The 13,020-nt window shown below is 64.7% G+C and carries 5 protein-coding genes; 3 read left to right on the top strand and 2 right to left on the bottom strand.

What is annotated here, in order from left to right; all coding sequences use genetic code 11:
• Nucleotides 1-331: 331 nt before the first annotated feature.
• Entirely contained in the window at nucleotides 332-1,378 is a 1,047-nt protein-coding gene (locus tag SH809_20885; protein ID MDZ4702179.1) for an acetoin utilization protein AcuC, read from the bottom strand.
• Between the two features lie 297 nt (nucleotides 1,379-1,675).
• A complete protein-coding gene (locus SH809_20880; GenBank protein MDZ4702178.1) occupies nucleotides 1,676-4,441 on the bottom strand; it encodes a bifunctional acetate--CoA ligase family protein/GNAT family N-acetyltransferase in 2,766 nt (921 codons plus the stop codon).
• A gap of 1,000 nt (nucleotides 4,442-5,441) precedes the next feature.
• Here SH809_20880 and SH809_20875 point away from each other — a divergent pair.
• The 3 genes from SH809_20875 to SH809_20865 form a co-directional block, all read left to right on the top strand.
• Nucleotides 5,442-7,925 carry a M64 family metallopeptidase gene (locus SH809_20875; protein ID MDZ4702177.1) on the top strand — a complete coding sequence of 828 codons (2,484 nt, stop codon included), beginning with the start codon at nucleotides 5,442-5,444 and terminating at the stop codon, nucleotides 7,923-7,925.
• Nucleotides 7,922-11,344 carry a DUF6603 domain-containing protein gene (locus SH809_20870; GenBank protein MDZ4702176.1) on the top strand — a complete coding sequence of 1,141 codons (3,423 nt, stop codon included), beginning with the start codon at nucleotides 7,922-7,924 and terminating at the stop codon, nucleotides 11,342-11,344. The genes SH809_20875 and SH809_20870 overlap by 4 nt, the downstream gene beginning before the upstream one ends.
• Nucleotides 11,341-13,020, top strand: a 1,680-nt coding sequence (locus SH809_20865; GenBank protein ID MDZ4702175.1) for a hypothetical protein, incomplete at its 3' end; no start/stop codon positions are given. The genes SH809_20870 and SH809_20865, both read left to right, overlap by 4 nt.

The raw sequence follows: 13,020 nt of genomic DNA, 5'->3' as shown, positions 1-13,020 counted from the left end.
GGATGGGGTCGATGGGGAGGGGTGGGTAGACGGGCATTGTATCGTTGTAACTCGAGTCCGCTCTGCGAATGTCAAAAAAAGCCATGTCATCTCGACTGAAGACGCCGGCTTGCCGGCGACGCAACGGAGAAACCTCCTTCAGAATGGCACTGTGCCTCATTCAGGAGGTCTCTCCGCTTCGGCCCGATAGAAATCGGGCCTTTGGTCGAGATGACAACGCGTTGGAAGGTCTCTCCGCTTCGGCCCGATAGAAATCGGGCCTTTGGTCGAGATGACAACGCGTTGGGAGGTCTCTCCGCTACGGCTTGACAAAACTCTCCGGCTTATCGGCTTACTTCCCGTCATGCAACGTCCCCGACATCCGCCTCGGATACCCCGTTCCCCACCGCTCCAACCATGCCTCCGGCATTCGTTCGGGGATCGCCCGGCCCTGGAGCACATGGATCAGGATCGCCCAGACCCTCACCGCGGCGTCCAGGTCGTACCCGCCGCCGAGGGTGAACACGGCCCGTCCGCCGGCGTAGCGATCCGCATACTCCACCAGCAGCCGGTGGAGGCGTTCGAAGGTGTGGGTGGTGAGCGACAGGTGCGCGAGGGGGTCTTTGAAATGCGCATCCGCGCCGGCCTGGACGACGAGGACATCCGGTCGGAAGGCCTCCAGGGCCGTCGGGACGACGGACTCGAAGCGGGCGAGGTAGGCCGCCGGCGTGATGTCCGGGTTAAGCGGGATGTTGATCGATGCGCCGAGGCCGGCCTCTGTGCCCTGTTCGTGCTCCATCCCGGTGCCGGGGAAGAGGTACTCGCCGGACTCGTGCAGGCTGATCGTCAGTACCTCCGGCCGGTCGTAAAACATCCACTGGACCCCGTCGCCGTGGTGCACGTCGATGTCGATATACGCCACCCGCAGGCCGCGGTCGCAGAGGTAATCGATCGCCACCGCAAGGTCGTTGTACACGCAGAAGCCGGAGGCCCGCGCCGGGAAGGCGTGGTGCAGTCCGCCCCCAAGTTGGAGCGCCCGCAGGGCCTTCCCATCCGCCACTATCCGCGCCGCCTCCAGGGTGCCGCCGACCAGCATCCGACCCGCCTCGTCCATCCCCGGGAAGATCGGGACGTCGGGTGTGTCGAGACCGTACCGCATCATCCCCGGCGTCCAGGCCAGTACCGACGCCGAGGCCACGGCCCGGAGGTAGTCCGGGGAATGGACGCGGAGAAGGTCCTCATCCGTCGCCGGCTCCGGGGCCGTGCACTCCAGCGGGTAGCCGAAGGCGGCGAACAGGTCCAAGAGCATCTCCTGCCGGACGGGCGTGAAGGGATGCGCCGGCCCGAAGTTGTAGCGGAGATAATCGGGGTGGTAGAGGATGGGTAGGGCGCGAGACATTGGAAGGAGGTCCCTCACTGCGTTGCTAATGAACACTCTGTTCGATAATGGACGTAAATTCCTGTAAAACAGCTCACCACCGTACGCGTACTCGAAAACCGGGCACCATAGCGAAACACCAAAAAAATCGAGTCACCCTGAGCGCAGTCGAAGGGCCTCTCGATCGTCCGGGAGGTCCTTCGACTACGCTCAGGATGACTTCGGGATATGGGAACTGACGATATTGTCATCTAACCATACGTTCATGCTCGAATAGAAAGCCAGGCGAAGCAGGGCTGAGGGTCTCGGGATGACAATTTATAAGGACAACTCCGCCAGTACGATCCGCTCATCCTGCAGGTACTTCACCGTGAAGCCCAGCTTCTCGAAGAGGCGCTTCATCCCGTGGTTTTCGGGGAGGGTCTGGCCGACGATACGTTGCAGGCCTTCCTGCCGGCCGGCGTCGAGCAGCCGGCGCAGGATTTCGGAGCCGACGCCGCGGTGTTGGTAATCGTCGTGGATGAGGATCGAGATCTCGGACTCACCCGGTTGAGCCGTGCGGCTGAGGCGGGCGGCGGCGAAGATTTCGGGCCGGCGCGTTTCCGCGTTGAGGCGCTCGGCGACGAAAGCGATCTCGCGGTCGTAGTCGATGAAACAGAGGCGGGCGAGCCGGCTGTGATCGGTCCGATGCGCCAGCGGCAGGCTCTGGAGGTAGCGGAAGTAGACGCTTTCCTCGGAGAGGTCGCGGTGGAGCTGGACCATCAGCGGCTCGTCCTCGGGCCGGATCGGGCGGATGGTGACGGGGGTACCGTCGGACAGCGCCCAGGAGCCGACGTACTGCTGCGGGTAGGGGCGGATGGCCAGCTTGGGGAGCGCGGCGAGGTCGGTCCCGGGTGGATGGAGCACCACGCGGGCGTCGAGCGCGAGGAGGCGTTCGTGGCTGGCGAGGAGTGGGTTGATCTCGACCTCCTTGATGCGGCGGTGTTCGACGACCAGCTGGCTGAAGCGGACCATCAGCCGCTCCAGCGCGCCGCGGTCCACGGGCGGCCGGCCACGCACCCCGTTCAGCGCCTTGTCGATCCGCGTCCGTTCCATGATCCGCCGCGCGAGCGTCGTGTTGAGCGGCGGCAGTCCGATCGCGCGGTCCTTAAACACCTCGACGAGCGAGCCGCCGGTGCCAAACAGCATCACCGGCCCGAACTGCGGGTCCATCGTACTGCCCACGATCAGCTCGTACCCGCTCAGGGGGATCATGGGCTGGACGGTCACGCCCTGGAAATCCGCCGCACCGTGTTTCTCCGTCACCCCCCGCCGGATGGTTTCGTACGCCTCGCGGACCTGCGCCTCGGCGCCCAGGTTGAGCTGCACCCCGCCGACATCGGTTTTGTGTGTGATGGTGTTGGAAAGCAGCTTGAGCACGACGGGGTAACCCAGGGCGCCGGCATGGGCCACGGCCTCGTCGGCCGAGTGGGCGAGGTGGGTCGGGACGGTCGGGATGCCGTAGGCGGCCAGCAGCTGTTTGGATTCGTATTCGTTCAGGAGCGCGCGGCCGTCGGCATGGACGGCGTCGATCAGCGCGCCGGCGGCGTCGGAAGCCGGCGCGGCCTCGCCGGGGTGGACGGGGAAGTCGGGCGTTTCGTACAGGGCGCGGAGCCGGTAGGCGTGTTGCCACATGTACGTGAACATCCGTGCGGCCGTGTCCGGGTAGCTGAAGGTGGGGATGCCCATCGCGTTGAGCAGCTTCTCGCCCTGTTCTATGCTCTCGCCGCCCATCCAGCTGGCCAGCACAGGCTGTTTGCTGGCCTGCACCAGGGCGCCAATGGCGTTCGCCGTGTCCGTGGGCGATGTCATGGCCTGGGGGGAGAGGATGACGAGCGTGCCGTCGCTCTCCTTCTCGTCGGCCAGGATGGCGAGCGTGTCGCTGTAGCGTTTGGGCGAGGCGTCGCCGATGAGGTCGATCGGGTTGGCGTGGCTCCAGGTGTCGGGCAGCACCTCGTTGAGGCGGGCGAGACCGGCGTCCGAGAGCGTCGCGAGTTTCCCGCCGCTGACGAGCAGGGCGTCGGTGGCCAGGACGCCGGGGCCGCCGGCGTTGGTGACGATGGTGAGGCGCGGCCCCTTCGGCGGGGGTTGTTTGGATAGGATCTCCGCCATGTGGAAGAGGTCCGCGATGCTCTCCACCCGGAGCACTCCGCAGCGCCGGAACGCGGCGTCCAGCACCTCGTCGCTGCCTGTGAGGGCGCCTGTGTGGGACGAGGCGGCCTTCGATGCCTCCTCGGTCCGGCCGGCTTTGATGACGATGATTGGCTTGCTGAGGGCCACCTCGCGTGCGGCGGACATAAACGAGCGCGGGTCGCCGATCGACTCCATGTAGATGACGATGCTCCGCGTCTTCGGGTCCTCGCCGAGGTAGTGGATCAGATCCCCCCAGCCCACATCCAGCATCGAGCCCACCGAGATAAACGCGCTGAAGCCGACATTCTCCTGGAAGCTCCAATCCAGGATCGAGGTGCACAGCGCGCCGCTCTGGCTGATGAACCCCACCGAGCCCGGCAGGGCGGTGGCGCTGGCGAAGGTGGCGTTAAACCCCGACGGCGGGTGCATCACCCCGAGGCAGTTGGGGCCGATGATGCGGAGGCCGCCCTTACGCGCCTCGGCGAGCACCTCCTGTTCGAGCGCGACGCCCTCGGGGCCGCGCTCCTTGAAGCCGGCGGAGATGATGATGGCCCCCTTGACCCCCACGGCGACACACTCCCGGATGACGCCCGGCACCGTGTGCGCCGGCGTGGCGATGACGGCGAGGTCCAGCTGCGCCGGCACATCCGCCACCGTCGGGTACGCCTTGATCCCGAGGATGCTCGGTCGCTTAGGGTTCACGGGGAAAACCGTGCCGCCGAACGGGCTCGAGATGAGGTTCCAGACGAGCGTCCGCCCGACCGTGTGCGGCTTTTCCGTGGCTCCGATGACGGCGACGGTGCGCGGCTCGAAGAGTGGCTGGAGGGAGCGCGTGGTGTGGCGGAGGACGTCGTGCGACGGGTCGCGCGAGGTAAGCTCGGCCAGGGAGGGAGTCCCGGGGGGTGTTGTCATCTATATGGTAATTTTTTTGAAGTTGTTGGCACGATGAAGTACTTAAACTCAGCGTCATCCCGCCTGCACTGAGCGAAGCCGAAGTGAGCCGGCCGGGTTGTAAAACCCGGGCGTGTCGAACGACCCCTCGGCCGTCCGTGAAGGCCCTTATTTCCATCCTTTCGGCGGTGATTCGGGAGGTCCCCCCGCCTTCGCGGGGGCATACATGTCCTCGAAAAACCGGGCAGGTTAGCGAAGCCCCAAATAATTGAGTCATCCTGAGCCTGTCGAAGGACCTCCCGACGGACCGTGAAGGCCCTTATTTCCATCCTTTCCGCGGTGATTCGGGGGGTCCTTCGACTACGCTCAGGATGACATACAATTTTTTTGTGTTTTCGAGAACGATAGGCTGTGCATTTTCTGCGCCTGGGCCATATGCAAAGGCCCAATGCGAAACGCGAGGTGCAACGGGCGGATCCGGCACAGGGCCATTCCGCGGTTTTTTTATCGAGTCATGGTGAGAGCCGTAGCCCGGCCTCACCTGATTCGGTCGACCTTGTGGATGCACGATATATCGTGCATCCACATCATGGGACCCCAATCGAGTTGGGGATGACGGGGGGTGGAGGGCTTGCTGGAAGCGATCTGCCCGTCGGGGAACGCCAATGGGTCCCCAATCGAGTTGGGGATGACGGGGGTGAAGGTGGTGCGAGGCTTGCGCCGGCGGATCCGGCACATGGCCACTCCTCGGAATTTTCGTCGCCACTATCCACAAACCCCTCCGGGTGAGAGGACCCTGGAGGTGTGCAAGGAAAATTCACAGAGGGGGAGGCGCGTCTGCCGGGCGGTTCGTAGATTGCCCACAGGGATATGAGCACCGCTCGTCGCGGCCCGACATAGCATTTCCCCTTCCCACACGCGTTCGTACCTGTCGTTCGTTCCCGCACACCGGGCTTCGTCTACAAACACCGGCAACCAGCGACCCCGAGTGGCGCGGCCGGACTGTCCCGAGAGGTAATCCATGCCCATCACGGATATCCAATGGGGGTCGGGCGCGGACGTGGATGTCCACGTCGTCGTCGGCCAGGCTTCTGCCAATTTGCTTTCTTCGCGGCTGTTCGTCCGGGAAGGGGCCAACTTCGTCCTGGCCAGCACCTACCTAGCCGCGCACAACGACACGACCATCACCTTCCGGCCCCTGTTTAAGGGAATCCAGACCGGCGATGTGATCGCGGGTCTGGGTATCTCGTTCAACACGACGAACGGCGTGTGTTCGCTTTCTAACACATTACCAACCCCTCGGAAAGACAATTTTGTCGTCGAAGTCGAAGCGCGAAACGCGCCCGCCGGCGACCTCATCGCGTCGCGCATCATCCGGTACCACGTCCACCAGTCCATCGAAAAGCTCTGGCTGACGCCCGGCGAACTGACCGTCCGGCCGCTCGGTGTCGCGCTGCCGGCGCTCACGCCGTATCGCTTCAGCGTGCGCGCCCAGTTCGACGACGGCATGGTGGGGGAGATGACGCTGTTTCCCGGGTTGGCCTGGACGCCGCCTGGCCATGTCGACGGCAACGGCCGGCTCTCGATCGACGCCGGCGAGGTGCCGGGTGATACCGAGACCATCACGGTCACACTTCCCGCCGCCGTCCAGGCCGATCCCGCCGCCCGGAGCGCCAGCGCCACGATGCGCGTCGGCCAGGACTGGTCGCCCGCCAACCCGATCGACGTCTCGATCGTCGTAGGAGGTGGCTGGCCGGGCACGATCAACCCCGAGGTGGTGCCCAATGTGTTGTTTATCGGGGATGGATTCGGCAATACGCCGGCCGACAAGACGCGCTTCGAAGGGTACGTCGACTCGCTCGTGCATTTCCTCAAGATGAACCCGCTGAACCACCCGTACGACGTGCTCGCGACGTCGATGAACTTCTGGTCGGCTTTTATTCCTTCCCCGTCGATTGGCGTCTCGATTCGTTCCGAGGTGTTTTCCGTCGGCGCGTTCTCCGGATTCATGCTGCCCCCGGAGCCGGTGCCGGCCGGCCATGTGGGGCTGTGGAGCCTACCGCAGTTATTGTACATGGTAGGCCTCCCGGTGCGCGCGCACGACTTGGCCCAGGCGGCGCTCACGAATGCCGCTATCCAGGTCCAGTGGCAAACCAACACCACCGTCGACCCGGCGCCGTTTGTCGACGACGACCTCATCAACCGCTGGCGGATGCTGGCGCAGCGCACCCTCGTTAACGACGTCGATTCACCGCTGGGCGTCCGCGTGGGCAAACCCGTTTCCAACGGCACATTCAACCAGATCGGACTCAATAGTTCGGATCGCGTGACGCGCGACGGCCTGGACCATCTGCTCCGCTCATTGCGCGACCCGCGCCTGGTGCCCGTAGCGGATCTCTGGGCAAAACGGACCGACGGCACGTTACCCAACAATTACGACCTGGTGTGCATCGTCGTCCCTTCCCCGGGGCGCGCCGTGAACGAGACGGGTAATTTTTTTGTCCAGATTATCGACACGCTGAAGGTGAAAGCCGTTGCCGGGCTGAACGCTGTCGAACTTGACTTTAATACGGCCGATGTGCCGGCCACATCCGACAATGAGCGGGGACGCCTGCTCGCCCACGAACTCACGCACTCGTTCGGCGTCGGCGACGAATACGGCGAACATACCGGCCCTCCCATCGATCCGGCGAGCCTGAATGTCGACGCTGAATACGGCAACCTCGCGCTCGAGGCCGACACCAAAAATGGCGCTGGCGATTTCGACGGCGGCCAGATCAAGTGGAACTGGCACCGCATCCGCAAGGCCGGCGTGCTCGACCTCCCCATCCAGGATACCGGCGGCGGCGTTTTTTTGCTGCCGCTCCGCCAGGGGGATGGATATCCGTTCGAAAAAGGGGACATCGTCCACCTCCGGTTTCGCGTGTTTCCGAAGCCGCTCGGGAAATTCCCCAAACTGTCCGCCCCGCTTGAAATCGTGGACCCTGCGCCAACCGACAGCTCGATCCACGTCCAGCTCAAAGCCGGCGCGCTGTTTAACTACCCGAACATCATCCAGCCGGCGCAATTCATCGCCGAATTTCCCGCCGGCTCCGTGGTCTATATCCCCACCCCGGCGCCGGAATCGGTCCGCTCCGATGTCTACCCGTATGCCGAGATGGTGGCGAAAAACATCAAGGACTATATCACGACACAGAAAAAGCCGCTGACCGTGTTGCCGGCGGTGGTGGATGACAATGCCGTGCAGGCCCCCGTCTTTACCGCCGCCGTAAACCTGCCCGATTGTTTCAGCAAGAACCGACCCCGCATCATCGGGCTGTATTCGGGGGGCGCCACGTACCACATCGGGCTCTACCATCCCGCCGGCACCTGCATGATGCGCGACGACCACACCGACGGCCGCGAGTTCTGCGCCGTGTGCCGCTACATCCTGGTCGACATCATCGATCCCGCACGTCATTTCGAGATCGACCGCAATTACCAGACTTTCTACCCGCAAGCATGACCGAACCGCAGGACACGTTTCAACGGATCGCCGGCGAACTCATCCTGGCGGTCGACCCTCTTAGGGAGGCCTTTCGCGATCTGGCCCGCTTCCAGGCGCTGATGTACAAACTCGGCTGGCTGGCCGACGCTATCCCGGACTCCTACCTCGAACTCGCGTCGGCCATTGAGGAGGCCGTCGGGCAGGTGGAGGATCTCGCCGAGGGCGAGCCGACACTGGAGGAGATTCTGACGCTGGTCGCGACGGCGAAAGACCTCTACGACCGCATCCAGAATCTCTCGGAGGCGCCTCCCGGCGTGGACGCCGGCGCGTTCCTCGCCGAAATCGGCGAGCGACTGTTCGAGTGCCTCTTCGTCGAGTACCTGAACCGCCGGCTAATTGCTCTGTCTGGCGTATTGTCGGCGCTGGATGTTGTCTCGGTGGAGCACATACCGGCCTCTGGCCCGAAAGGACCACACATTCGCACCCAGTTCCATTGGGACCGGATTCCGGACCTCCTGACCGACCCCGTGACGATCCTGCAGGGGGTGACGGGGTGGGGGACCGATGCGCCGAACTATGCGCTTCTGTTCGGGCCTCTGGCGAACCTTTTTTATGGCCTCGGTTTTTCGGTGGAGTTCCAGAAGGTTGACGAAACCCTCTCGCTGGCCTACTCGGGTCTGCCACACCTGCCCACCCTGGTCCCGATGCCGGGGCTCAAGATCCCGTTGTATTACAACGAGATCGGCGGCGTCCCCATTGAGCTGTCGGTCGAATTCCAGGCCCTGCCCGCCGCCGGCGGCAAGCTGCCGGGCATCGTCATCCAGCCGAGTATCCCATCCCTCATCCCGCTCCAGTACGAACTGGGCAACGAGGTCTCCCTCGAAATCCGCGCCGGCACCGATATCGGCGCCACCTTCGGCATGCTCATCTGCCCGGGCGCGTTCGACGTCAAGTACCCGTTCCAGGACGGTACCTTCCCCTCCGCCGGCTTCGGGTTTACCGTGGATTTTCATCCGGCTGAACCCCTCCTGCTATTCGGATCACCCGGCGGGCTCCGGCTCGAGTGGAAGGGCGGGACGGTCGGCGGCGAGGCGCAATTCGTCAGCGGCGAGTTGGAGGTGTTGCTCAAGCTCGGCATGAAGGAGCTGACGCTGGTGCTGACGGCCGGCGAAGGCGACGGCTTCCTCCAGAACATCCTCGGCGACGCCGAAAAACGCATCGGCATCCCCCTCGGGGTCACCTGGTCGAACAAACACGGGTTCGGCTTCGAGGGGTCGATGAACTTCGAGCTGTCGTTTAACCCGCATATCGACCTCGGCTTCATCCAGATCCCCGAATTCCGCCTCACCCTCGGGCTGCCGGTCGGGGCAGACAACCAGCTCAAGCTGGAGGCCGGCGTCAACATCACCGGGCTGCTCGGGCCCATTACATTTGTTGTCGAGCAGATCGGGATCGGCGTCTACGCCGCCTTCGAGCCGGGCAACCTGGGTCCGCTGGATCTTTCGCTCGGCTTCAAACCGCCGAATGGGGTGGGCCTGGCCATCGACGCCGGCGTGGTGAAGGGGGGCGGGTATCTCTATTTCGATTTCGAGAAGGAGGAGTACGCTGGCGCGCTGGAGCTCGAGTTCAGCGGCTTCCTCACGCTCAAGGCCATCGCCCTGATCACCACCCGGATGCCGGACGGGTCCAGCGGCTTCTCGCTCCTCATCGTCATCACGGCCGAGTTCGGGACCGGCCTCCAGCTGGGCTTCGGATTTACGTTGCTCGGCGTGGGCGGCATCCTGGGGCTCAACCGGCGGATGAACCTGGACCCGCTCGTCGAGGGCGTGCGCACCGGCGCCATCGAAAGTGTGCTGTTTCCGGAGGATGTGATCGCCAACGCGCCGCGCATCATCTCGGACCTGCAGGCCTTTTTCCCGGTCGAGGAGGGCATCTTCGTCATCGGCCCGATGGCGAAGCTGGGGTGGGGGACGCCGACGCTCATCAGCCTCACCCTCGGCGTCATCTTCGAAATCCCCGGCAACATCGCCATCCTGGGCGTGCTGAAGGTGGCGTTGCCGGACGAAGAGTTCGCGCTCGTCCAACTCCAGGTGAATTTTATCGGTGCGATCGAGTTCGACAAGGAGCGGGCGTATTTCTTCGCCGGCCTGTTCGAATCCCGCATCCTCTTCATGACCATCGAGGGCGAGCTGGGGGTGTTGGTCGCCTGGGGGAGCGACGCCAACTTCGTCGTCTCCGTCGGCGGCTTCCACCCGTCATTCACCCCGCCGCCGCTGCCATTCCCGACGCCGAAGCGGATCTCGGTGGATATCCTGAACGAGTCGTACGGCCGGATCGGCGTCACCGCCTACTTCGCCGTCACATCGAACACCGTCCAGCTCGGCGCCAACGCGGAGCTGTTTTTTGGATTCAGCGACTTCAAGGTGGAGGGATGGATCGGCTTCGACGCCCTCTTCCAGTTTAACCCGTTTTATTTCATCGTCGAGATCTCGGGTGGTGTCTCGCTGCGGGTATTTGGGGTTGGATTGTGGAGCATTTCGCTCCGGTTCACCCTGGAAGGCACCTCCCCCTGGCGGGCCAAGGGGTACGGCGAACTGTCGCTCCTGTTTTTTTCGATCAAGGTCAATTTTGATTACACCTGGGGCGAGGCCGAAAACACCGCGCTGCCGCCCATCCAGGTGATGGCGCTTATCGCCGGCGAACTCGACAAGCTGGACAACTGGACGGCCGTCGTGCCGGCCGCGAATAACCTGCTCGTCGCCCTCCGTCCGCTGCCCGTCGATAACGAGGCCCTTGTGCTTCACCCCGTGGGCACCCTGAAGGTGTCGCAGCGGGCCGTGCCGCTGGGGCTCACGCTGAACAAGATCGGCAGCCAGAAGCCGAGCGACGTGGACTTCGTGACCGTCGAGGTGCTCGGCGGGCTGGCGAAGGTGGCGGATGTGGAGGAGTCGTTCGCCATCGCCCAGTTTCAGGACTTCAAGGACGCCGAGAAGCTGTCGAAGCCGCCCTTCCAGTCCGAAGACGCCGGCCTGGAGCTGGCCGCGGCGGACCAGGCCTACAAGACCGGCAAGATCACGGAGCGGAACGTGCGCTACGAGACCGTCATCATCGACACGAACTACCAGCGCTACGTCGTCCCGTTTTTCGGTTTTCTGGCGAGCCTGTTTACGCTCTTTCTGCACGGGAACGCCACGACGAAGTCGGCGCTCTCCAACCACCGCAAGACCCAGCTCCAGCCGTTTACGGACCGGATCGTCGTTGGCGCGGAGGCCTACGGTGTGGCGTTTAACAGCACCAACGCCGCGTTCGACGGGCAGGCGGTGTTCACCAGCGAGGCGAAGGCGCGCGAGTACATGAACCACGCCGTCGCCGGCAACCCTGCTCTCGCGGACGAACTGCACGTCATCCCCCACTTTGAACTGAGCATGGCGGCATGAAAAACCTGGGCATTTACACCTTCCTGCCCTGGCTGCGGCAGGGCATCGCCAACCAGATCACCCAGGCGGACGACGGCGGAGCCGGCGCGACGCGCGCGACGATCGATGTCGTCCTCCGTATCGCCGGCGACACGCTCGACGGCGGCGAAATCACGCAGGATGTCACCCGCCCCGTCCAGCTCTATGGCCCGGGCGACATCGTCGGCATCGACGCGAAAGCCGTGGTGAAGACCGAGCCCCGGAACTGGGTGACGAACTTCGAGGCCAACTACCTGCCGGGGATCGATTTTTACGACGAGGACTTCCCCTGGCGCTACACGCCGGCCGCGCCGGACGCCGCCGGCAGTCGCCTCCGCCCGTGGATCGCCCTGGTGGTGCTCAAGGAAGACGAGTTCACCGACGGCGTCGGCGTCGCCGGCCGGCCGCTGCCGTATGTCGTCGTCGAGGACCCCAACGTCTTCCCGCCGGCCGACACCCTCTGGGCCTGGGCGCACGTCCACGTCAACCGCGGCCTCATCGCCGCCGAGGGCGACGTCTTCCTGGGCGCCGGCGAAAACGGACCCGCGCTCGCCGCGTTCGAGGACACCCTCGCCGAAGACCCCGACCTCGCCTATTCACGCCTCCTCAGCCCCCGCCAGCTGGAGCCCAACACCGGCTACCACGCGTTTGTCATGCCGGTCTTCGAGACCGGCCGGCTCGCCGGGTTGGGGATGGACCCCGAGACGGCGCCGGGTGCGACGGCGTCGGCCTGGGAGGCCGCCGGCCGGCCCGAGGGCACCTCGTACCCGTATTATTACCGCTGGTATTTCCGGACGAGCACCGTGGGGGACTTCGAGTACCTCGTCCGCCTCCTCGAACCGAAGCCGATGGACAGCCGCGTCGGCCGCCGGCCGATGGACGTCCAGGAGCCCGGCGTCAACCTCCCGGGCATCGACGACCCCGCGCTTGGTGGCATCCTGAAACTCGGCGGCGCACTGCAGATCCCCGAGGCTACCCTGGGCGACGAGGATCTGGCCGATGTCCAGAAATACGAGACCTGGGACGAGCCCTACCCGCATATTTTCCAGCGCCGGCTCGCCGCCTTCATCAACCTTACCGACGACTACGCCCGCCAGGCCGCCGACGCCGCCAACGCCGCCGCTACCGATCTGCCTGAAGCCATCCGCTCGAACCCGGATCCACTCATCACGGCCCCGCTCTACGGCCGCTGGCACGCCCTCACGCAGCGCCTGCTCACGGACCCCGAGGGCAACCCGCTGCCGCGGGACCGCAACTGGATCCACGAACTCAACCTGGACCCCCGCTTCCGCACGGCCGCCGGCTTTGGCACAAAGGTCGTCCAGCAAAACCAGGAGACGTACATGGAGGCCGCCTGGAAACAGGTGGGCGAAGTGCTCAAGGCCAACCAGCAGATCAAGTGGGCGCAGCTGGCGGTGCAGACGTCGTGGGTGTGGTACGAAACCCACCTCCAGCCGCTCAAGGAGGCGCAGCCCGACCAGTTCTTCGCCCTAACGGCCCCGCTCGACCGGCGCGTGCTGGTGGATGGGAAGACCCGCTTTTTTGTGCAGAAGGCCAGCCCCGTGCCCCGCGCCGCTGTCGCCTCCCCGATGCGCCGCATCGCCCGGCCCGGGTCGCGCGTGGCGAAGAAGCTCGACCTCGCGTCGGTGGGTGGGGGG

The sequence above is a fragment of the Rhodothermales bacterium genome (genome assembly GCA_034439735.1).
Lineage (GTDB): Bacteria > Bacteroidota > Rhodothermia > Rhodothermales > JAHQVL01 > JAWKNW01.
Note: the sequence above shows the minus strand (reverse complement) of the source record. Positions and strands in the feature narration are given on the sequence as shown.

Coding starts and splice junctions, on each gene's coding strand:
- SH809_20875 (MDZ4702177.1), top strand. CDS start 5,442: ATGCCCATCACGGATATCCAATGGGGGTCGGGCGCGGACGTGGATGTC.
- SH809_20885 (MDZ4702179.1), bottom strand. CDS start 1,378: ATGTCTCGCGCCCTACCCATCCTCTACCACCCCGATTATCTCCGCTAC.
- SH809_20870 (MDZ4702176.1), top strand. CDS start 7,922: ATGACCGAACCGCAGGACACGTTTCAACGGATCGCCGGCGAACTCATC.
- SH809_20880 (MDZ4702178.1), bottom strand. CDS start 4,441: ATGACAACACCCCCCGGGACTCCCTCCCTGGCCGAGCTTACCTCGCGC.